This window comes from Streptomyces sp. NPDC048600, from assembly GCF_055587025.1.
Genome location: NZ_JBVJGZ010000013.1, coordinates 127,663 through 149,092, shown reverse-complemented (window position 1 = coordinate 149,092; position 21,430 = coordinate 127,663). Strand labels below are relative to the sequence as shown.

18 protein-coding genes and 1 tRNA gene are annotated in these 21,430 nt (G+C 68.7%); 10 read left to right on the top strand and 9 right to left on the bottom strand.

All coding sequences use genetic code 11. The annotated features are described in order from the left end of the window. Positions 1 to 10: 10 nt before the first annotated feature. Complete coding sequence (gene trxA, locus ACZ6SQ_RS19530; protein WP_356689252.1) at positions 11 to 343, top strand: thioredoxin; 333 nt, start codon at positions 11 to 13, stop codon at positions 341 to 343. 90 nt (positions 344 to 433) lie between these two features. On the opposite strand, the gene ACZ6SQ_RS19525 is transcribed toward trxA, so the two are convergent. From ACZ6SQ_RS19525 to rpmH, 9 genes are all read right to left on the bottom strand, one after another. After that, positions 434 to 1,051 carry a GNAT family N-acetyltransferase gene (locus tag ACZ6SQ_RS19525; RefSeq protein ID WP_469563439.1) on the bottom strand — a complete coding sequence of 206 codons (618 nt, stop codon included), beginning with the start codon at positions 1,049 to 1,051 and terminating at the stop codon, positions 434 to 436. A 310-nt stretch (positions 1,052 to 1,361) separates the two neighbouring features. Then, the gene (locus tag ACZ6SQ_RS19520; protein ID WP_469563437.1) at positions 1,362 to 2,462 is read right to left on the bottom strand and encodes a ParB/RepB/Spo0J family partition protein; all 1,101 of its coding nucleotides are present in this window, start codon (positions 2,460 to 2,462) and stop codon (positions 1,362 to 1,364) included. Further along, the gene (locus ACZ6SQ_RS19515; RefSeq protein ID WP_389324238.1) at positions 2,459 to 3,532 is read right to left on the bottom strand and encodes an AAA family ATPase; all 1,074 of its coding nucleotides are present in this window, start codon (positions 3,530 to 3,532) and stop codon (positions 2,459 to 2,461) included. Before ACZ6SQ_RS19515 ends, ACZ6SQ_RS19520 begins: the two co-directional genes overlap by 4 nt. A 304-nt stretch (positions 3,533 to 3,836) precedes the next feature. After that, positions 3,837 to 4,553, bottom strand: a complete 717-nt coding sequence (gene rsmG / locus ACZ6SQ_RS19510; RefSeq protein ID WP_386377890.1) for a 16S rRNA (guanine(527)-N(7))-methyltransferase RsmG — start codon at positions 4,551 to 4,553, stop codon at positions 3,837 to 3,839. 126 nt (positions 4,554 to 4,679) lie between these two features. Further along, positions 4,680 to 5,192, bottom strand: coding sequence for a Jag family protein (locus ACZ6SQ_RS19505; RefSeq protein WP_469563434.1), 513 nt, complete (start codon positions 5,190 to 5,192; stop codon positions 4,680 to 4,682). Between the two features lie 15 nt (positions 5,193 to 5,207). Further along, positions 5,208 to 6,479 (bottom strand): membrane protein insertase YidC, encoded by a 1,272-nt coding sequence (yidC, locus tag ACZ6SQ_RS19500; protein ID WP_469563431.1) that lies wholly within the window; start codon positions 6,477 to 6,479, stop codon positions 5,208 to 5,210. 3 nt (positions 6,480 to 6,482) lie between these two features. Further along, positions 6,483 to 6,845 carry a membrane protein insertion efficiency factor YidD gene (gene yidD, locus ACZ6SQ_RS19495; RefSeq protein ID WP_469563428.1) on the bottom strand — a complete coding sequence of 121 codons (363 nt, stop codon included), beginning with the start codon at positions 6,843 to 6,845 and terminating at the stop codon, positions 6,483 to 6,485. Next, a complete protein-coding gene (gene rnpA, locus ACZ6SQ_RS19490) occupies positions 6,842 to 7,213 on the bottom strand; it encodes a ribonuclease P protein component (protein WP_469563426.1) in 372 nt (123 codons plus the stop codon). Before rnpA ends, yidD begins: the two co-directional genes overlap by 4 nt. Before the next feature lie 21 nt (positions 7,214 to 7,234). Further along, positions 7,235 to 7,372, bottom strand: coding sequence for a 50S ribosomal protein L34 (gene rpmH, locus ACZ6SQ_RS19485; protein ID WP_016644655.1), 138 nt, complete (start codon positions 7,370 to 7,372; stop codon positions 7,235 to 7,237). Between the two features lie 399 nt (positions 7,373 to 7,771). Here rpmH and dnaA point away from each other — a divergent pair, with 399 nt between their 5' ends. The 9 genes from dnaA to ACZ6SQ_RS19440 all read left to right on the top strand — a co-directional run bounded on the left by dnaA (position 7,772) and on the right by ACZ6SQ_RS19440 (position 21,107). Then, the gene (gene dnaA, locus ACZ6SQ_RS19480; RefSeq protein ID WP_469563423.1) at positions 7,772 to 9,760 is read left to right on the top strand and encodes a chromosomal replication initiator protein DnaA; all 1,989 of its coding nucleotides are present in this window, start codon (positions 7,772 to 7,774) and stop codon (positions 9,758 to 9,760) included. Positions 9,761 to 10,911: 1,151 nt separating this feature from the next. Then, on the top strand, positions 10,912 to 12,042 hold the full coding sequence (dnaN, locus tag ACZ6SQ_RS19475) for a DNA polymerase III subunit beta (RefSeq protein WP_386377898.1): 1,131 nt from the start codon (positions 10,912 to 10,914) through the stop codon (positions 12,040 to 12,042). 197 nt (positions 12,043 to 12,239) lie between these two features. Continuing rightward, the gene (gnd, locus tag ACZ6SQ_RS19470; protein ID WP_469563418.1) at positions 12,240 to 13,115 is read left to right on the top strand and encodes a phosphogluconate dehydrogenase (NAD(+)-dependent, decarboxylating); all 876 of its coding nucleotides are present in this window, start codon (positions 12,240 to 12,242) and stop codon (positions 13,113 to 13,115) included. Positions 13,116 to 13,186: 71 nt separating this feature from the next. Further along, on the top strand, positions 13,187 to 14,308 hold the full coding sequence (gene recF / locus ACZ6SQ_RS19465; protein ID WP_469563415.1) for a DNA replication/repair protein RecF: 1,122 nt from the start codon (positions 13,187 to 13,189) through the stop codon (positions 14,306 to 14,308). 34 nt (positions 14,309 to 14,342) lie between these two features. Continuing rightward, positions 14,343 to 14,870, top strand: a complete 528-nt coding sequence (locus ACZ6SQ_RS19460; protein ID WP_469563412.1) for a DciA family protein — start codon at positions 14,343 to 14,345, stop codon at positions 14,868 to 14,870. Between the two features lie 612 nt (positions 14,871 to 15,482). Then, positions 15,483 to 17,552 (top strand): DNA topoisomerase (ATP-hydrolyzing) subunit B, encoded by a 2,070-nt coding sequence (gyrB, locus tag ACZ6SQ_RS19455; RefSeq protein ID WP_469563409.1) that lies wholly within the window; start codon positions 15,483 to 15,485, stop codon positions 17,550 to 17,552. A gap of 42 nt (positions 17,553 to 17,594) precedes the next feature. Then, positions 17,595 to 20,186, top strand: coding sequence for a DNA gyrase subunit A (gyrA, locus tag ACZ6SQ_RS19450; protein WP_469563406.1), 2,592 nt, complete (start codon positions 17,595 to 17,597; stop codon positions 20,184 to 20,186). Positions 20,187 to 20,204: 18 nt separating this feature from the next. Then, the gene (locus ACZ6SQ_RS19445) at positions 20,205 to 20,945 is read left to right on the top strand and encodes a DUF3566 domain-containing protein (RefSeq protein WP_469563404.1); all 741 of its coding nucleotides are present in this window, start codon (positions 20,205 to 20,207) and stop codon (positions 20,943 to 20,945) included. Positions 20,946 to 21,033: 88 nt separating this feature from the next. Next, positions 21,034 to 21,107 (top strand) — tRNA-Ile (locus ACZ6SQ_RS19440). Positions 21,108 to 21,430: the final 323 nt, after the last annotated feature.

The following is a 21,430-nucleotide window of genomic DNA, read 5'->3' as shown; positions in this document are numbered from 1 at the left end:
GGAGCCCCCTGTGGCCGGCACCCTGAAGAACGTGACCGACGATTCCTTCGAGCAGGACGTCCTCAAGAGCGACAAGCCCGTCCTGGTGGACTTCTGGGCCGCCTGGTGCGGTCCCTGCCGCCAGATCGCTCCGTCCCTCGAAGCCATCGCGGCCGAGCACGGCGACAAGATCGAGATCGTCAAGCTCAACATCGACGAGAACCCGGCCACGGCTGCGAAGTACGGCGTCATGTCCATCCCGACGCTGAACGTCTACCAGTCCGGTGAGGTCGCCAAGACCATCGTCGGTGCCAAGCCGAAGGCCGCGATCCTGCGCGACCTCGAGGACTTCATCGCCGAGTGATGTCTCGGATGTGAGGCGCTCCGCCGTTTCACGTGAAACATGAAGGGGGCCGGCCCAAGAGGGTCGGCCCCCTTCATGCTGCGCCGAGTGTCAGAGGGGACGCAGCACCGGTTCCTTCTGCACAGCTCCCAGCAGCCGGTCCAACGCCATCTCCACGTCTTCCTTCCAGGAGAGCGTGGTGCGCAGCTCCAGCCTCAACCGGGGGTGGGTGGGATGCTGCCGAACCGTCTTGAAGCCGACAGCGAGGAGATGGTCGGCAGGCAGCAGACAGGCCGGTTCCTTCCAGCGGGCATCCCCGAACGCCTCGATCGCCTTGAAGCCCCGACGCAACAGGTCCTTGGCGACGGTCTGCACCATCACCCGGCCCAGCCCCTGTCCCTGGTAGCCGGGAAGGATGAAGCTCGTCATCAGCTGGACGGCATCGGGGGAGACGGGACTCGTCGGGAACGCCGTGGAGCGGGGCACATAGGCCGGTGGCGCGTAGAGGACGAAGCCCACGGGGACGTCGTCGACATAGACGACCCTGCCGCACGATCCCCAGTCCAGCAGGACGGCGGAGATCCACGACTCCTTCTCCATGGCCGACGTTCCGGCACCTACCGCGGCTTCTCCGCTGACCGGATCGAGCTCCCAGAAGACGCACGAGCGGCAGCGCTGGGGAAGGTCTTGAAGGTTGTCCAGCGTGAGCGGTACGAGCCGACGCCCCATGAAGGCTGTTCCTCGCTTCCTTCGCCCGCGGCATCGCGGGCGGCAGTCAGAGCACTGTGTTCTCTGAACAGTTCGACGACGAATCCTCCAACGGCGCCCAGACCCAGTCCCGCGCTCACCAGTCCGGTCCGGCTCATCGTTCGCACGGCCTCCGCCTCCCCATGAGGTATCGCCAGGTGGATGCGCCTTTCCGATCGCATCGTATCGACCACGAGATTCACTCGATACCGACAGAAAGCAAAGAGCGAGCCGTGTTCCGGTACACACCGGACACGGCTCGCTCACCTGGCGTGCCCCACACTGGGGCGGCTCAGTCCTCCGTGTCGTCGGAGTCGCCGTCCAGCAGGCTCTTCTGCAGAACCGGCCCCTCGCCGGGAGCCAGCGTGCCGAGGATGCGCTCAAGGTCCTCCACCGAAGCGAACTCGACCGTGATCTTGCCCTTCTTCTGGCCCAGGTCGACCTTCACCCGGGTCTCGAAGCGGTCCGACAGACGGCCCGCAAGATCGGTCAGGGCCGGGGAGAGCCTCGCGCCCGCACGAGGGCCCTTGGCACGCGGAGCCTTCTGGGGCCGCGAGCCCATCAGGGTCACGATCTCCTCGACCGCACGCACCGAGAGTCCCTCGGCGACGATCCGGTGGGCCAGCCTGTCCTGCTCCTCCGCGTCCTCCACGGACAGCAGTGCCCGGGCGTGACCGGCGGACAACACCCCGGCCGCGACCCGCCGCTGAACGGTGGGCGAGAGCTTCAGCAGCCGCAGGGTGTTGGAGACCTGCGGACGGGACCGGCCGATGCGGTCCGCCAGCTGGTCGTGCGTGCAGTTGAAGTCCTTCAGAAGCTGGTCGTAGGCGGCCGCCTCTTCCAGCGGGTTCAGCTGGGCGCGGTGGAGGTTCTCCAGGAGGGCGTCCAGGAGCAGCTTCTCGTCGTCCGTGTGCCGCACGATCGCCGGGATGGCCTCCAGGCCGGCCTCACGGCAGGCCCTCCAGCGCCGCTCGCCCATGATGAGCTCGTAGCGGCCGGTGCCGACCTGACGGACGACGACGGGCTGGAGCAGACCGACCTCCTGGATGGAGGTGATCAGTTCGTGCAGGGCGTCCTCGTCGAAGACCTCACGCGGCTGGCGCGGGTTCGGTGTGATGGCTTCCAGCGGGATCTCGGCGAAGTGGGCTCCGATGGGTGCCGCGGGTGTCTCCACCGGGGCGGGCACCGGGAAGTCCTCTGTTTCACGTGAAACAGTCGGCAGCGTGGCCACCTTCGCCGCGGCCACTCCACGCTCGGCCGTCAGTACCGGCGCTGCCGCAGAAGCAGTGGAGCCGACGCTCCCCACCTCGTCGGCGGCCGGCGTCTTCTCCGTGGAGGCCGCGGGGATGAGTGCGGCGAGCCCTCGGCCCAGTCCCCTCCGTCGCTCACTCACTGGATCCCCTCCACCATGCTCGGGTTGTTCTGGGCGCCGATGTGGGCGCGGGTCGGGTCATAGCTGACGCCGACGCCCTTCAGCGCGATCTCTCGTGCGGCCTCAAGATAGGACAGCGCACCGCTCGATCCAGGATCGTAGGTCAGCACCGTCTGTCCGTAGCTCGGCGCCTCGGAGATACGGACCGAGCGAGGAATGCTCGTCCGCAGCACCTCGTCGCCGAAGTGGGTGCGCACCTCGTCCGCGACCTGTGACGCCAGACGCGTCCGGCCGTCGTACATGGTGAGCAGGATCGTCGACACATGCAGGGCGGGGTTGAGGTGCCCCCGGACCAGATCGACGTTGCGCAGCAGCTGTCCCAGGCCCTCCAGCGCGTAGTACTCGCACTGGATCGGGATGAGGACCTCCTGGCCCGCGACGAGCGCGTTGACCGTCAGCAGCCCGAGGGAGGGCGGGCAGTCGATGAGGACGTAGTCCAGCGGCTGCTCGTAGGCCTGAACGGCCCGCTCGAGCCGGCTCTCCCGTGCGACCAGGGACACCAGCTCGATCTCCGCGCCGGCCAGGTCGATCGTCGCGGGGGCACAGAAGAGGCCCTCGACGTCGGGAACAGGCTGGACGACCTCGGCGAGCGGTCTGCTGTCGACCAGGACGTCATAGATCGACGGAACGTCGGCGTGGTGGTCGATACCGAGCGCCGTGGAGGCGTTGCCCTGAGGGTCGAGGTCGATCACCAGCACCCGGGCGCCGTGCAGCGCCAGGGAGGCGGCGAGATTGACGGTCGTCGTCGTCTTGCCGACCCCGCCCTTCTGGTTGGCGACGACGATGTTCCGGGTCTGCTCGGGCCGTGGAAGACCCTCCCCGGCGCGTCCCAGAGCCTCGACCGCCAGTTGGGCAGCACGACCGATGGGGGTGTCGTCCATCGGGGGCGGTGTTTCACGTGAAACATCGTCCCCCAGCGACTCGGTACGGGGACCAGGGACCGGATCGGTCATCGGTCCCGCGATGTTGGCGTCGGACCGCAAGGATTCACTCTCCTCGACTTCAGGCTCGCAATGAACAGAGCCTCCCATGCCTTCGGGGTCGTGAACCAGTGAGGCCGGGGCTTGTGTGGAGAAATCCACCTCTGTGGACAACTCCGATCCCGCTTTGAGTGACCCGACAGGCCTGTCGAGCGAACCGAGAGGCTTACGTTCGCGAGGTTCGGCCGCGGCGCGGCCTCGACTGATGATGCCGTGCAGCAGTGAGCGACGTTTCACGTGAAACACGATGCACAGCGCCTGGGGCCGAACTGTCGCGACACTCCGTCATGTACAGGTTTGGCAGCTTGTGTGGAGTAGGCAGCCGCTTCTTTCGGGGCGGCTGCTCTCCGGGAACTCAGCGGCGTCGGCGCGTCCGCCCCGTACGGGCCGCCTTCGCCCGCTTGGCGGCGAAACGCACACCGCCCGGACTCTCTCCGACCTCCACACGCACGACCGTGGACAGCGGATCCACGACGCCCTCGCCGACGTGAAGGACGGACGTCCCCACGGCACCGAGCTTGCTCAGGGCGGTGGCCGAGCTCTTCAGCTCCTCCTCCGCGGTGTCTCCCTTGAGCGCCAGCATCTCGCCGTAGGGCCGCAGCAGCGGGATGCCCCATGTGGCGAGACGGTCCAGCGGCGCGACCGCACGGGCAGTGACGACATGGACCTGCGGCATCTTGCCCATGACCTCCTCGGCACGGCCGCGGACGACGGTGACATGGTCCAGGCCCAGCAGCTCCACGACCTCGGTCAGGAAGGTCGTACGCCGCAGGAGGGGCTCCAGCAGGGTGATCTTCAGGTCCTCGCGGACAAGGGCGAGCGGGATGCCGGGCAGACCGGCGCCCGAGCCGACGTCGCAGACCGTGACCCCCTCGGGAACGACCTCGGAGAGCACCGCGCAGTTCAGCAGATGCCGCTCCCACAGACGGGGCACTTCGCGTGGGCCGATCAGCCCACGCTGCACGCCCGCCTCGGCGAGCAGCTCCGCATACCGGACCGCGTCCGGGAAGCGTGCGCCGAACACCTCACGTGCCTGTTCGGGCGCAGGGGGAAGCTCCGCTGCCTCCGTCACGGGGGACCGTCCTTCCGTACCGCATCGGCGCGGCGGGCGCCGACACCAGAACCACCAGAACTATCAGGCTGACAAAATTCGGCCCCGTCTGCGCTACAGACGGGGCCGGTGGATCGTGCGGACCGATCAGGCGGGCAACACGACGACGAAACGCTGGGGCTCCTCGCCCTCGGACTCGCTGCGCAGCCCCGCGGCCTTGACCGCGTCGTGCACGACCTTGCGCTCGAACGGGGTCATCGGCTTCAGCTTCACCGGGGAGCCGCTGCTCTTTGCCTCGGCAGCGGCCTTGGCACCCAGCTCGGCGAGCTCGGTGCGCTTCTTGGCCCGGTAGCCCGCGACGTCCAGCATCAGACGGCTGCGGTCCCCGGTCTCCCGGTGCACGGCCAGACGCGTGAGCTCCTGAAGCGCCTCCAGCACCTCGCCGTCCCGGCCGACCAGCTTCTGCAGATCGCGCCCGCCCGCGTCACTGATGATCGAGACAGAGGCGCGGTCGCCCTCGACGTCCATGTCGATGTCGCCGTCGAGATCGGCGATGTCCAGCAGACCCTCGAGGTAGTCCGCCGCGATCTCGCCCTCCTGCTCCAGGCGGGTCAGGGTGTCTGCACCCTCGGCAGCGGCGGAGGTGGTGCCTTCCGTCACGGGATGGACTCCTTCTTACTTCTTGGACGGGGACTTGGGACGCTGCGGACCCTTGCGCTGCCCGGACTGAGCCTTGCTGCGGGTACCGGAGGCGGGCTTCGGCTCGGCCTTCTTCTGCGCGGCCGGGGCGGAGTCCTCGGGTGTGTCGGACGTCTCGGGCGAGCCGTCCTCGCCGGCCGCCTTGGCGGCACCCGACTGACGCTGCGACTTGGTCTGCCGCTTGGGCTGCTGGCGCTTGGCCGGAGCGGTGGACGTGGTCGTGGGCGTGCCGTCCTCGGTCAGGGTGGCGACGGCGCCCTCGCTCTTGATCACGGAGCCGTCGGCCTGGGCCGCCAGGCCCGCCTTGCCGAGGCCGTTGATGAACTTGCGCTCGTGGTCGTTGCGGTCCCGGCCCTTGGTGACGATGGCCTTGACGATGGCCTTCTCACGACGGTTGCGCGTCTTGCCGTGGTGCGAGATGTGCTTGTAGAGGCGCTCCAGGTAGGCGGCCTGGGCCTTGGAACCCGGGGTCGGGTTGTTGTGGATCACGTACATCTGCTGGCCCATGGTCCACACGTTGGTGGTCAGCCAGTAGACGAGAACACCGACCGGGAAGTTGATACCGAAGACGGCGAAGATGACCGGGAAGACGTACATCAGCATCTTCTGCTGCTGCATGAACGGCGTCTTCACGCTGGTGTCGACGTTCTTCGTCATCAGCTGGCGCTGCGTGTAGAACTGCGACAGCGACATCAGGACGATCATGACCGCGGTCACGATGCGGACGCTGGTCAGCGAGGCGTCCAGCGCGGCGACGTCGGAGGCGCTGTCGGTGAACTTCGCGGCCAGCGGGGCCCCGAAGATGTGCGCCTTCTGCGCGCTCTCCAGCAGGCTCTGGTTGATGACACCGACGGTGTCGCCGTTCGCGATGCTGTTGAGCACGTGGTACAGGGCGAAGAAGAACGGCGACTGGGCCAGGATGGGAAGGCACGAGGAGAGCGGGTTCGTACCCGTCTCCTTGTACAGCTTCATCATCTCTTCGGACTGGCGCTGCCGGTCGTTCTTGTAGCGCTCCTGGATCTTCTTCATCTCCGGCTGGAGCGTCTGCATCGCCCGGGTCGCCTTGATCTGCTTCACGAAGAGCGGGATCAGGCAGATCCGGATGACGATCACCAGGGACACGATGGACAGGCCCCAGGCCCAGCCCGTATCAGGTCCGAAGATCGCACCGTACAGGCTGTGGAACTGCACGATGACCCAGGAGACGGGTGTGGTGATAAAGCTGAAGAGGCTGGCAATCGTGTCCACTAATCATGCTCCTTGGGCATGGGACGAGGTCTCTGCGGCCGGGCTCGGCGGGCCGGAGGAATCAGGTCCGTCGATGACCGGTTCGGCGGCGGAGGGCCCGCCCTTGCGTGCGCGCCAGGCGTTGCGCAGCACTTCGTGCCACCGCGGGCGCTTGCGCGGCGGGACATGGTCCACGCCGCCCAGCGACCACGGGTTGCAACGAAGGATGCGCCAGGCGGTCAGGGCAGTGCCCTTGATCGCACCGTGCCGGTCGATGGCCGTGAACCCGTAGTGGGAGCACGACGGGTAGTACTTGCACACCGGCCCGAGCAGTGGACTGATCGTCCACTGGTACAGCTTGATCAGTGCCAGCAGCGGGTACTTCATCGCGCGCCCCCTCCCAGGACCCGCTCCAGGGCGGCGTCCAGGTCTCGGGCCAGGTGTTCGTGGTCCGCGCCACCCGCATCGGGCAGCGCTCGTACCACTACCAGGCTACCGGGGGGCAGGAGTGCCACCCGGTCACGCATGAGGTGACGAAGTCTGCGCTTGACCTTGTTGCGCACAACCGCGCCACCCACGGCCTTGCTCACGACGAAACCCGCACGCGTCGGAGGAGCGCTCTCCCCAGGCGCGTGCGGGTCCGTGGTACCGCTTCGAAGATGGACGACGAGAAGAGGGCGACCGGCCCTGCGTCCTCGTCGTACCGCGGTCGCGAAGTCCTCGCGCCGCCTCAGCCGGTTCTCGGTGGGCAGCACGACGGCATGACCTGACCGGGATCAGGCGGACAGTCGGGCGCGACCCTTGCTACGGCGGGACGCCAGGACGGCGCGGCCGGCACGGGTACGCATACGCAGCCGGAAGCCGTGGGTCTTCGCGCGACGACGGTTGTTCGGCTGGAAGGTGCGCTTGCTCACTCGGGGGCTCCAGAAAGAATCAGTAGTGGCGGGGTGCCGTCCTGGCTGTCACCGTGCGCCCACGAGTAGCTCGCGTTACGCCCGAGTGCACCGCTTTCCGATCACCTAGACGCGATCTGTGCCCATCGGAGGCAGGCGGCAGCAGCCATCGACAACTCGACCTGGTTACGGTACGCGCGGCTACGCCATCCGGTCAAACCAGGAGTCGGCGGGAGACACTGTCCACAGGCTGGGGACAACAACTTGAACCCTACCCGCCGCGCTGACTACCGTGGCTGGACTCCGATTCGTTCCCTTGTCACCCGCCCAGCGGGTTTGTACCTCCCGCCCCGCCCCGATCTACATCCCGATCCGTCCCGTGAACCACACATTCGTGGGACCTGTGAGAGAGCGTGCCCTGTGGCTGACGTACCTGCCGATCTTGCCGCAGTGTGGCCACGCGTACTCGAGCAACTTCTCGGTGAGGGCCGTGGGCAGGGTGTCGAGGCCAAGGACGAGCACTGGATCCGGCGCTGCCAGCCGCTCGCGCTGGTCGCCGACACCGCGCTGCTGGCCGTACCGAACGAGTTTGCGAAGAACGTGCTCGAGGGCCGCCTCGCGCCGATCGTGAGCGAGAAGCTGAGCCGTGAGTGCGGCCGTCCCATCCGTATCGCGATCACCGTGGACGACTCCATGGGCGAGGCGCCGGCGCCCCAACCGCCCGCCGCCCAGCCGCAGTCGCCCGCGCGGTACGACGAGCCCGACTCCGCGCCGTACGAGGGCTACGGCCGCCACCGCGCCGAGCCGCTGCCCGGCACCGGCGAGCAGCAGCACCCGACCGCCCGCCCGGCCTACCCGGCGGAGTACCAGCGCCCCGAGCCGGGCGCCTGGCCGCGCCCCGCGCAGGACGAGTACGGCTGGCAGCAGCCGCGCCTGGGCTTCCCGGAGCGCGACCCGTACGCCGAACGCGAACGCGACGGCTACACGGACCGCGACCCGTACGCGGACCGGGACAGGGACCCGTACGCCGAACGCGAACGCGACGCCTACGCGGACCGGGACCGTGACCGCGATCCGTACGCCTCGCCCTCCTCCCAGGGCGGCTACGGCTCGCAGGCCCGTGACACCTACGGCTCCTCCGCCCAGGACTACCGCGGGCAGGCGCCGGAGCGGCCGTCGTACGACCAGACGCGCGCCGAGTTCGACAAGGGACGCGGGGACTACGACCAGCGCGACGGCCGCCGCGAGCTGCCCGAGCCGCAGTCCGGCCCCGGGCCCGCCCACCGCGGCGGCTCCGGAGCCCCGGGTTCCGTCGGACCGTCCGGCGGCGGACCGCTGGGCTCCTCCCCCAAGCCGGCCGGCGGTCCGGGCGAGCCGACCGCGCGGCTGAACCCCAAGTACCTCTTCGACACCTTCGTCATCGGCGCGTCCAACCGCTTCGCGCACGCGGCCGCGGTGGCCGTCGCCGAGGCGCCGGCCAAGGCGTACAACCCCCTCTTCATCTATGGGGAGTCGGGGCTCGGCAAGACGCACCTGCTGCACGCGATCGGGCACTACGCGCGCAGCCTCTACCCGGGCACCCGCGTGCGGTACGTGAGCTCGGAGGAGTTCACCAACGAGTTCATCAACTCCATCCGCGACGGCAAGGGCGACAGCTTCCGCAAGCGCTACCGCGAGATGGACATCCTGCTCGTCGACGACATCCAGTTCCTGGCGGACAAGGAGTCGACGCAGGAGGAGTTCTTCCACACCTTCAACACCCTCCACAACGCCAACAAGCAGATCGTGCTCTCCAGCGACCGGCCGCCCCGGCAGCTGGTGACGCTTGAGGACCGGCTGAGGAACCGTTTCGAGTGGGGTCTGACCACCGACGTCCAGCCGCCGGAGCTGGAGACGCGTATCGCGATCCTGCGCAAGAAGGCGGTCCAGGAGCAGCTCAACGCCCCGCCGGAGGTACTGGAGTTCATCGCCTCCCGGATCTCGCGGAACATCCGTGAGCTGGAGGGCGCGCTGATCCGGGTGACGGCCTTCGCGTCGCTGAACCGGCAGCCGGTCGACCTGGGCCTGACGGAGATCGTCCTGAAGGATCTGATCCCGGGCGGTGAGGACTCGGCCCCGGAGATCACCTCCACGGCCATCATGAGCGCCACGGCGGACTACTTCGGGCTGACCGTCGAGGACCTGTGCGGCACCTCGCGCGGCCGCGCGCTGGTCACCGCCCGGCAGATCGCCATGTATCTGTGCCGGGAGCTGACGGACCTGTCCCTGCCGAAGATCGGCGCGCTGTTCGGCGGCCGGGACCACACCACGGTCATGCACGCGGACAGGAAGATCCGGAACCTGATGGCCGAGCGGCGCTCGATCTACAACCAGGTCACCGAGCTCACCAACCGCATCAAGGCCGGCTGAGCCCGCACAGACCGCCTCCAGGTCCACGGAGCCTCACACCGGGCGCTCCGGCTCAGACACGCCACCAGGTCCACGGAGCCTCACACCGGGCGCTCCGGCCCAGACACGCCACCCGGTCCGCACAGCCGGCACCGGGCACTCCGACCCCACACGCCTCCGGCGCCCGGCCCCTGCACCACCTTCCGGGGCCGGGCGCTCGGCCGCGCGTCCAGAGCCTCCGAGCCCTCGCAGCCCGCTCCAGGACCGCCTCACGCAGAGCCGTCCGGACGCTCGACGATGCCTCGGAAACGACCCTCACGACCCACCGGAAGCGCTCCAAGGGCGCCTCGGGAGCGATTCCCGGGGCGCCCTTCGTGTTTCCGCCGAGTCATTCACTGTTCGAATTCGAGCCGGGTTACGGCCACCCTCCACAGATTCGGCGACTTTCTTCCGTCCACACACTGGGGACTGTGGAGTTGTCCCGAACGGCATCCACAGCGGACCCTGTTGAAGGAACATCAGACCAGGTCACCTGCCTGTGGATTGGTGGATGAAAGTTCTCCACAGACTGTGGAGAACTCCTCCGTCCACAGCCTGTGCACAAGGTTTTCCACCGACAACCCACAGGCTGAGGCCGGTTGTCCCCAATGATTCCCGGCTTCTCCACATGTCTGTCCACTGTTCGGCAACCCGGAGGCCCCGCCCACCGGGTCGAGTGAAAGCCGTCACACGAAGTTGCCGGGTTGCCCTGTGGGAAAGATGGGTAAAGCTGGGGACGACGCTGGGGAGAACTCGCCCCACCCTGTGCATGGGGTGTGCAGAACTTTCTGTTCTCCACAGATGACCCCAGTTGTCCACCGCCTCCACCCACAGGGCCTGGGGACAAAATTTGGGCCCTGACCTGCGAAAACAGGGTTATCCACGGTATCCACAGGCCCTACTACTACTCCCGACTAGAGAGAGTCCGGGAATCGCTTTGAAGCGGGGCCTGTGCACAACTCGCTCTCCGGCGTCCGACCGTCCCTCGTCACGACTTGACCCCGAGGGGCGCCGACTGTCAGTGGCGTGCGTCAGACTGGTCCCCGGTGTCCTGCCCGTCCCAGTGGCCGGCGACACCGGGACAGCGACGAAGCAGGGCGGGAAGCGCCGGCAACAGCAGGAGGCGGCTTACGGTGAAGATCCGGGTGGAACGCGACGTACTCGCGGAGGCAGTGGCCTGGGCGGCGCGCAGCCTCCCGGCCCGTCCACCGGCGCCTGTCCTCGCCGGCCTCCTGCTGAAGGCCGAGGAGGGCCAGCTGAGCCTGTCGAGCTTCGACTACGAGGTCTCGGCACGGGTCAGCGTCGAGGCGGAGGTCGACGAGGAGGGCACCGTCCTCGTCTCGGGCCGGCTGCTGGCGGACATCTCCCGCGCCCTCCCCAACCGGCCGGTGGAGATTTCCACAGACGGTGTACGGGCGACCGTGGTCTGCGGCTCCTCGCGGTTCACGCTCCACACCCTGCCCGTGGAGGAGTACCCGGCGCTGCCGCAGATGCCGAACGCGACCGGCACGGTTCCCGGCGAGGTCTTCGCCTCCGCCGTCTCCCAGGTCGCCATCGCGGCCGGCCGTGACGACACGCTGCCCGTCCTGACCGGTGTGCGCATCGAGATCGAGGGCGACACCGTGACGCTGGCCTCCACCGACCGCTACCGCTTCGCGGTCCGCGAGTTCCTGTGGAAGCCGGAGAACCCGGACGCCTCCGCGGTCGCCCTGGTGCCCGCCAAGACGCTCCTGGACACCGCCAAGGCGCTCACCAGCGGCGACAGCGTGATCCTGGCGCTGTCCGGCTCGGGCTCCGGCGAGGGCCTGATCGGCTTCGAGGGCGCCGGCCGTCGTACGACGACCCGCCTGCTGGAAGGTGACCTGCCCAAGTACCGCACGCTGTTCCCGACGGAGTTCAACTCCGTCGCGGTGATCGAGACCGCGCCCTTCGTGGAGGCCGTCAAGCGTGTGGCCCTGGTCGCCGAGCGGAACACCCCGGTGCGCCTCAGCTTCGAGCAGGGGGTGCTGATCCTGGAGGCCGGTTCCAGCGACGACGCACAGGCTGTGGAAAGGGTCGACGCCCAGCTGGACGGCGACGACATCTCGATCGCCTTCAACCCGACCTTCCTGCTGGACGGTCTGAGCGCGATCGACTCCCCGGTGGCGCAGCTGTCCTTCACGACCTCCACGAAGCCCGCGCTGCTCAGCGGCAAGCCGGCGCTCGACGCGGAGGCGGACGACGCGTACAAGTACCTGATCATGCCGGTGCGCCTCAGCGGCTGAGCCTCCGTCGCCCGCGAGGGGTTGTCCACAGGCCGTGGGAAAAGTCCCCGGCCTGTGGGGAGAACTCGCAGGTGGGGCGGCGCCTGTGGGTGTTCGTATGAGCGGGTATGCCCACAGGTGTGCGTGACCGTCCGGGTTTAGGCTCGGACACAGGTACGAAGGTGCCTGCCACGCCACAGCAACCTAAGGAACAACTGATGGAGCTCGGTCTCGTCGGCCTCGGCAAGATGGGCGGCAACATGCGCGAGCGGATCCGCCGCGCGGGCCACACCGTCGTCGGATACGACCGCAACCCGGACCTCGCGGATGTCCACAGCCTGGAAGAGCTTGTGGGCAAGCTCAGCGCTCCGCGCGTCGTCTGGGTGATGGTCCCGGCCGGCGGGGCCACGCAGTCCACCATCGACGAGCTCGGCGAGCTGCTGGAGCCCGGGGACGTCGTCGTCGACGGCGGCAACTCCCGCTGGACGGACGACGAGAAGCACGCCGAGGAGCTGGCCGCCAAGGGCATCGGCTTCGTCGACTGCGGTGTCTCGGGCGGCGTCTGGGGCCTGGAGAACGGCTATGCGCTGATGTACGGCGGCGACGCGGAGAACGTCGCCAAGGTGCAGCCGGTCTTCGACGCGCTCAAGCCCGAGGGCGACTTCGGCGCGGTGCACGCCGGCAAGGTCGGCGCGGGCCACTTCGCGAAGATGGTCCACAACGGCATCGAGTACGCGATGATGCAGGCCTACGCCGAGGGATGGGAGCTGCTGGAGAAGGTCGACTCCGTGGAGAACGTCCGCGAGGTCTTCCGCTCCTGGCAGGAGGGCACCGTCATCCGCTCCTGGCTGCTGGACCTGGCCGTCAACGCCCTCGACGACGACGAGCACCTGGCCGGGCTGCGCGGCTACGCGCAGGACTCCGGCGAGGGCCGCTGGACGGTCGAGGCGGCGATCGACAACGCCGTGCCGCTGCCCGCGATCACGGCCTCACTGTTTGCGCGGTTCGCCTCCCGCCAGGACGACTCTCCGCAGATGAAGATGATCGCGGCGCTGCGCAACCAGTTCGGCGGCCACGCGGTCGAGAAGAAGTAGCACCCTCCCGGAGCATGTCTTCGGGAGCGGACAGGCAACACCGGGAAGCTGGGGGAGGTCGGCGAACGACCATGCACGTCACGCATCTGTCGCTGGCCGACTTCCGCTCGTACGCCCGGGTCGAGGTTCCGCTCGACCCGGGCGTCACCGCCTTCGTCGGGCCGAACGGCCAGGGGAAGACGAACCTCGTCGAGGCCGTGGGCTATCTCGCCACCCTCGGCAGCCACCGTGTGGCCTCCGACGCGCCCCTGGTGCGCATGGGCGCCGACCGGGCGGTGATCCGGGCACAGGTGCGGCAGGGCGAGCGGCAGCAACTGGTCGAGCTCGAGCTGAACCCGGGCAAGGCCAACCGCGCCCGCATCAACCGGTCCTCGCAGGTCAGACCCCGTGACGTGCTGGGCATCGTACGGACGGTGCTGTTCGCGCCGGAGGATCTGGCGCTGGTCAAGGGGGACCCCGGTGAGCGGCGGCGGTTCCTGGACGAGCTGATCACCGCGCGCTCTCCGCGGATGGCCGGGGTGCGCTCGGACTACGAGCGGGTGCTCAAGCAGCGCAACACCCTGCTGAAGACGACCGCGCTGGCCCGCCGGCACGGCGGACGGTCGATGGACCTGTCCACACTCGACGTGTGGGACCAGCATCTCGCGCGCGCGGGCGCCGAGTTGCTCGCGCAGCGCCTGGACCTGATCGCGGCGATCCAGCCGCTGGCCGACAAGGCCTACGAGCAGCTGGCGCCCGGAGGAGGTCCGCTCTCGCTGGACTACAAGCCGTCGGCGCCCGGCGAGGCCCACACGCGCGAGGACCTCTACGCCCAGCTGATGGCGGCGCTCGCGGAGGCGCGCAAGCAGGAGGTCGAGCGGGGCGTGACCCTCGTGGGACCGCACAGGGACGATCTCCAGCTCAAGCTCGGCCAGCTGCCCGCCAAGGGGTACGCCTCGCACGGCGAGTCCTGGTCCTACGCGCTGGCGCTGCGGCTGGCCTCCTACGACCTGTTGAGGGCCGAGGGCAACGAGCCGGTGCTGATCCTCGACGACGTGTTCGCCGAGCTCGACGCCCGGCGGCGGGAGCGGCTGGCGGAACTGGTGGCGCCGGGCGAGCAGGTGCTGGTGACGGCGGCGGTGGACGACGACGTGCCGCACGTGCTGACCGGCGCGCGGTACACGGTGTCGGGCGGGACGGTGGAGCGCGTATGAGCGTCCTGGTGCCCGCCTCGCGGGAGGTGCGCGGATGAGCGAGTCCGACCGGCCCAGGACGCCCGAGCCGTCCGGCGTCGACCTCGCGCGCGTGGCGCTGCGCGCCGCGAAGGAGGCGGCACGCGCGCGTGGGGACGCGGCCCAGCAGAAGAAGCAGGCGCGGCGCGGAGGACTGCGGTCCGGCGCCCGCGCCGACGGCCGGGACCCGATGGCGCTGGGCTCCGCGATCAACCGGCTGATCAGCGAGCGTGGCTGGGAGACGCCGGCGGCGGTGGGCGGTGTCATGGGGCGCTGGCCGCAGATCGTCGGTGAGGACGTGGCCAAGCACTGTGTGCCCGAGCGCTACGACGAGGACGAGCGGGTCCTGGTGGTGCGCTGCGACTCGACGGCATGGGCGACGAATCTGCGGCTGCTCGCGCCGACGTTGGTCGCCCGGCTGAACCAGGATCTCGGGCAGGGCGCGGTGCGGCTCCTGAAGGTCATGGGGCCCGGTGGCGGGCCCCGCCGGTACGGGCCGCTGCGGGCGCCGGGGAGCACGGGGCCGGGCGACACGTACGGGTGAGCGGCGGGTGCGCGGGTCCGCCTGCCGCTGTGGCCGGGCGGGTGCGGCCGCGTCGTGGTGGTTCGCGCAGTTCCCCGCACCCCTTCCTGGTGTCTGCGGCGTTGTATGGGGGGTTTGCGCAGTTCCCCGCGCCGCTGTCGAGGGCCGTGGTCGGGCGGGAGGTGGTGGCGTTGTGGCTGTTCGCGCTGTTTCTCGGGCCCGTTCCGGGGTGCCGGCCCACCCCTGTGGAGAGTGAGTGACGGACTTCACATCGCCGACTTGGCGGGGCCCGTTTTCGGCCGACTGCTCCGCTGTGCCGCGCAACCGCACGCGGGTGCGAATCCCGACCTGACCCGCGAGTAGCGAAGGGTTGACGGGTCGAAGCGCTGAATGGCTCCGTGAGCCTCTTGGAGCCCCCATCCGCATATCGGGAGTCCTCCGAGCCGGGTTCAGGGCGGCACATGCGGACTCAGGTACCGGCAAACCCCCATCAGTGTCAGTGCTACCGGTAGACTGGAAGACAATCCCGCCCCGCACAGTGGGGGACGCCCGGGAGAAGCTGAGCAACGCTGATCAAGGCTTACCAACGCAACATGCCGCAGCCGCTCCGGCAACCGCCGACGAGCTCGGCTCGTGCTGTGCCAGAAAGGGCGCTTCGTGGCCGATTCCGGCAACCCCAACGAGAACATCCCGTCCACCGAGGCCCCGGCCGGAGTTGCTGAGGCCTCAGGCACGGCGTACGACGCTAGCGCGATCACCGTCCTCGAAGGTCTGGACGCGGTCCGCAAGCGGCCGGGCATGTACATCGGCTCGACCGGTGAGCGCGGCCTGCACCACCTGGTGCAGGAGGTCGTCGACAACTCCGTCGACGAGGCGCTGGCCGGGCACGCGGACACGATCGACGTCACGATCCTCGCCGACGGCGGCGTGCGCGTGATCGACAACGGCCGTGGCATCCCGGTGGACATCCACCCCGTCGAGAAGAAGCCCGCCGTCGAGGTCGTGCTCACCGTGCTGCACGCGGGCGGCAAGTTCGGCGGCGGCGGCTACGCGGTCTCCGGTGGTCTGCACGGCGTCGGCGTCTCGGTCGTCAACGCCCTGTCCACCAAGGTGAGCGTCGAGATCAAGCGCGACGGCTTCCGCTGGACGCAGGACTACAAGATGGGCGTCCCGACCGCCCCCCTCGTCAAGCACGAGGCGGTCGAGGACTCCGGCACGTCGGTGACCTTCTGGGCCGACCCGGACATCTTCGAGACCACGGAGTACTCCTTCGAGACGCTGTCCCGGCGTTTCCAGGAGATGGCCTTCCTCAACAAGGGCCTGACCATCAAGCTCACCGACGAGCGCGAGTCGGCCAAGGCCACCTCGGGCGCCGACGAGGCGGGCGGTGACGAGAAGGCCGAGGTCAAGACCGTCTCGTACCACTACGAAGGCGGCATCGTCGACTTCGTGAAGTACCTCAACTCCCGCAAGGGAGAGCTGGTCCACCCCTCCGTCATCGACCTCGAGGCCGAGGACAAGGAGAAGCACCTCTCCATCGAGGTCGCGATGCAGTGGAACAGCAGCTACACCGAGGGCGTCTACTCGTTCGCGAACATCATCCACACGCACGAGGGCGGTACCCACGAAGAGGGCTTCCGCGCCGCGCTGACCAACCTGATCAACAAGTACGCGCGCGACAAGAAGCTGCTGCGCGAGAAGGACGACAACCTCACGGGTGACGACATCCGCGAGGGTCTGACGGCGATCATCTCGGTCAAGCTGAGCGAGCCGCAGTTCGAGGGCCAGACCAAGACCAAGCTGGGCAACACCGAGGCGAAGACCTTCGTGCAGAAGGCCGTCTACGAGCACCTCAACGACTGGCTGGACCGCAACCCGAACGAGGCGGCGGACATCGTCCGCAAGGGCATCCAGGCGGCCACCGCGCGCGTGGCGGCCCGCAAGGCGCGCGACCTCACCCGCCGCAAGGGCCTGCTGGAGACCGCGTCCCTGCCGGGCAAGCTCTCCGACTGCCAGTCGAACGACCCCACCAAGTGCGAGATCTTCATCGTCGAGGGCGACTCCGCCGGCGGTTCGGCCAAGTCCGGCCGCAACCCCGAGGTACAGGCGATCCTCCCGATCCGCGGCAAGATCCTGAACGTCGAGAAGGCCCGGATCGACAAGATCCTTCAGAACCAGGAGATCCAGGCGCTGATCTCCGCCTTCGGCACCGGCGTGCACGAGGACTTCGACATCGAGAAGCTCCGCTATCACAAGATCATCCTGATGGCGGACGCCGACGTCGACGGCCAGCACATTAACACCCTGCTGCTGACCTTCCTGTTCCGCTTTATGCGGCCGCTGGTCGAGGCCGGCCACGTCTACCTGTCGCGTCCCCCGCTGTACAAGATCAAGTGGGGCCGCGAGGACCTGGAGTACGCCTACTCCGACCGCGAGCGCGACGCCCTGATCGAGATGGGCCGCCAGCGCGGCAAGCGCATCCGCGAGGACTCCATCCAGCGCTTCAAGGGCCTCGGCGAGATGAACGCCGAGGAGCTGCGCGTGACGACCATGGACCAGGAGCACCGCGTCCTGGGCCAGGTCACCCTCGACGACGCCGCCCAGGCCGACGACCTGTTCTCGGTCCTGATGGGCGAGGACGTCGAGGCGCGCCGCCAGTTCATCCAGCGCAACGCCAAGGACGTCCGCTTCCTCGACATCTGAGTCGGTCTCAGCTGACCGCACCAGGAAGGATCCTCACCAGCAATGACCGACGAGAACACTCCCGTGACGCCGGGCGAAGAGGCACTCTCGCTGCGCGTCGAGCCCGTCGGGCTCGAGACCGAGATGCAGCGCTCGTATCTCGACTACGCGATGTCCGTCATCGTCTCCCGCGCGCTGCCCGACGTCCGTGACGGCCTCAAGCCCGTCCACCGGCGCGTGCTGTACGCGATGTACGACGGCGGCTACCGCCCCGAGCGCGGCTTCTACAAGTGCGCCCGCGTGGTCGGCGACGTCATGGGCAACTACCACCCGCACGGCGACAGTTCCATCTACGACGCCCTGGTCCGCCTCGCGCAGCCCTGGGCGATGCGGATGCCGCTCGTCGACTCCAACGGCAACTTCGGCTCCCCGGGCAACGACCCGGCGGCCGCCATGCGCTACACCGAGTGCAAGATGGCGCCGCTGTCGATGGAGATGGTCCGCGACATCGACGAGGAGACCGTCGACTTCACGGACAACTACGACGGCCGCTCCCAGGAGCCGACCGTCCTGCCCGCCCGCTTCCCGAACCTGCTGATCAACGGCTCCGCCGGTATCGCGGTCGGCATGGCGACCAACATCCCGCCGCACAACCTGCGCGAGGTCGCGGCCGGTGCCCAGTGGTACCTGGAGAACCCCGAGGCGTCCCACGAGGACCTGCTGGACGCCCTCGTCGAGCGCATCAAGGGCCCGGACTTCCCGACCGGCGCGCTGGTCGTGGGCCGCAAGGGCATCGAGGAGGCCTACCGCACGGGCCGCGGCTCGATCACCATGCGCGCGGTCGTCGAGGTCGAGGAGATCCAGAACCGCCAGTGCCTGGTGGTCACGGAGCTGCCGTACCAGGTCAACCCCGACAACCTGGCCCAGAAGATCGCCGACCTGGTCAAGGACGGCAAGATCGGCGGCATCGCCGACGTCCGCGACGAGACGTCGAGCCGCACCGGCCAGCGCCTGGTGATCGTCCTGAAGCGGGACGCGGTCGCCAAGGTCGTGCTGAACAACCTCTACAAGCACACCGACCTGCAGACGAACTTCGGCGCCAACATGCTGGCGCTGGTCGACGGCGTGCCGCGCACGCTGTCCCTGGACGCCTTCATCCGCCACTGGGTGCAGCACCAGATCGAGGTCATCGTCCGCCGTACGCGTTTCCGGCTGCGCAAGGCCGAGGAGCGCGCGCACATCCTGCGCGGTCTGCTGAAGGCCCTGGACGCCATCGACGAGGTCATCGCGCTGATCCGGCGCAGCGACACCGTGGACATCGCCCGGCACGGCCTGATGGACCTGCTGGAGATCGACGAGATCCAGGCCAACGCGATCCTGGAGATGCAGCTCCGCCGGCTGGCGGCCCTGGAGCGCCAGAAGATCATCCAGGAGCACGACGAGCTCCAGGCGAAGATCACCGAGTACAACGCGATCCTGGCCTCGCCGGTGCGTCAGCGGGGCATCGTCAGCGAGGAGCTGGCGGCGATCGTCGAGAAGTACGGCGACGACCGCAAGACCCAGCTGATCCCCTACGACGGTGACATGTCCATCGAGGACCTCATCGCCGAGGAGGACATCGTCGTCACCGTCACGCGCGGCGGCTACGTCAAGCGCACGAAGGCGGACGACTACCGCGCCCAGAAGCGCGGCGGCAAGGGCGTGCGCGGGGCGAAGCTGAAGGAAGACGACATCGTCGACCACTTCTTCGTCTCCACCACGCACCACTGGCTGCTGTTCTTCACCAACAAGGGCCGGGTGTACCGGGCCAAGGCCTACGAGCTGCCGGACGCCGGCCGGGACGCCCGCGGCCAGCACGTCGCCAACCTGCTGGCCTTCCAGCCGGACGAGGCGATCGCCGAGATCCTCGCGATCCGCGACTACGACGCGGTGCCCTACCTGGTCCTGGCGACCAAGGCGGGCCTGGTGAAGAAGACCCCGCTGAAGGACTACGACTCCCCGCGTTCCGGCGGTGTCATCGCCATCAATCTGCGCGAGCGCGAGGACGGCAGCGACGACGAGCTGATCGGCGCCGAGCTGGTCTCCGCCGAGGACGATCTGCTGCTGATCAGCAGGAAGGCGCAGTCGATCCGGTTCACCGCGACCGACGACGCGCTGCGTCCGATGGGCCGTGCCACCTCGGGTGTGAAGGGCATGAGTTTCCGCGAGGGGGACGAGCTGCTCTCGATGAATGTTGTTCGACCCGGTACGTTCGTGTTCACTGCCACCGACGGCGGGTACGCGAAGCGGACCCCTGTCGACGAGTACCGCGTCCAGGGCCGCGGCGGCCTCGGTATCAAGGCCGCCAAGATCGTGGAGGACCGCGGTTCTCTCGTCGGTGCGCTGGTGGTCGAGGAGACCGATGAGATCCTCGCCATCACGCTCGGCGGCGGTGTGATTCGTACGCGAGTCAACGAGGTCAGGGAGACGGGCCGTGACACCATGGGCGTCCAACTGATCAATCTTGGCAAGCGCGATGCCGTGGTCGGTATCGCACGCAACGCCGAGGCGGGGCGCGAGGCGGAGGAGGTCGACGGCGAGGATGCCGTGGACGAGACCGCCGAGGGCGCCACGCCCACCGGCACGGACGAGGGCGAAGCGCCCTCGGCCGAGTAGCACGAGGAGAGAGTCATCGTGAGCGGAGCCACGGGCGCCGGGTCGTCCGGTACGTCGGCCGGCACCCCGACCGGCACGGACGGCGCGGGCCGTGGCTCCGCCGCGCACGGCGTCAGCGGCGCGCACCACGCGCCCTCGTCCTCGTACGGCACTCATGGATCCCAGGGGGGAACTGTGACGGACACCCGAGGCCCGCACACCCAGCAGTACGCGGCTGGAGCGGGCCCGGCCGCACCCGGAGCCGATCCGCACGCGGGCTCCCCGCTGCCGGGCGAACGGCAGCCGCAGCAGCAGGCGGGGCCCTATCACCCGCCGCAGGCCTACCAGACCCAGGGCGGGGACACCGGCGGCGTGCGCCGGCCGCGCACCGGGGCGCGCACCACACCGCGGGTGCGCAAGGCCCGGCTGCGGGTGGCCAAGGCCGACCCGTGGTCCGTGATGAAGGTCAGCTTCCTGCTCTCCATCGCGCTCGGCATCTGCACCATCGTCGCCTCGGCGGTGCTGTGGATGGTCATGGACGCCATGGGCGTCTTCTCGACGGTCGGCGGCACCATCTCCGAGGCGACCGGGTCGAACGAGTCCAACGGCTTCGACCTGCAGTCGTTCCTGTCGCTGCCGAACGTCCTGATGTTCACGACGATCATCGCGGTCATCGACGTCGTCCTCGCGACGGCGCTGGCCACGCTCGGTGCGTTCATCTACAACCTGTCCGCAGGCTTCGTGGGTGGTGTGGAGCTGACGCTCGCCGAGGACGAGTGAGTCGCCGCAGGTAACCGATTTTGGGACTGCCCGGGTCGTGCGCTAATCTTCAGGAGTCAGCGCGCGGGACACACACCGCAAGCGCGGCGGGGCTATAGCTCAGTTGGTTAGAGCGCATCCCTGATAAGGATGAGGCCACAGGTTCAAATCCTGTTAGCCCCACAGATGCAGATCGGGCGTCTCCCCTACGGGAGGCGCCCGATCTGCGTTTACGGCTTGGACACCGACGGTGCCTCTCCATGCGAGTTCCACGTCACCCTCGCGGCGATTGCGGTGCGTCGGCGTCGGTCCGCTCTTCTGACCCGGTCCCCTCGTCCGGCACCGGTCCCTCCCCTCGTGGGGACCGCTGCCGGACGCGGGGATTCGAGTTCGACCCGGCCGGCGTGGATCGAGCGACCGCCCGCTCGCACCGTGGCTCTCGGGCGCGTTCGCGGGCGCAGCATGATCCTGCCTGCTGAGAACTGCCAGGAGGAGCGTCCGGTCTC

Bases quoted from the DNA above. Each gene is read 5' to 3' on its own strand.
- ACZ6SQ_RS19460 (WP_469563412.1), top strand. From the start codon at position 14,343: ATGAGCGAGTCCGACCGGCCCAGGACGCCCGAGCCGTCCGGCGTCGAC.
- recF (WP_469563415.1), top strand. From the start codon at position 13,187: ATGCACGTCACGCATCTGTCGCTGGCCGACTTCCGCTCGTACGCCCGG.
- ACZ6SQ_RS19515 (WP_389324238.1), bottom strand. From the start codon at position 3,532: ATGGGAGGCTCTGTTCATTGCGAGCCTGAAGTCGAGGAGAGTGAATCC.
- ACZ6SQ_RS19525 (WP_469563439.1), bottom strand. From the start codon at position 1,051: ATGGGGCGTCGGCTCGTACCGCTCACGCTGGACAACCTTCAAGACCTT.
- gyrA (WP_469563406.1), top strand. From the start codon at position 17,595: ATGACCGACGAGAACACTCCCGTGACGCCGGGCGAAGAGGCACTCTCG.
- yidD (WP_469563428.1), bottom strand. From the start codon at position 6,845: ATGAAGTACCCGCTGCTGGCACTGATCAAGCTGTACCAGTGGACGATC.
- gnd (WP_469563418.1), top strand. From the start codon at position 12,240: ATGGAGCTCGGTCTCGTCGGCCTCGGCAAGATGGGCGGCAACATGCGC.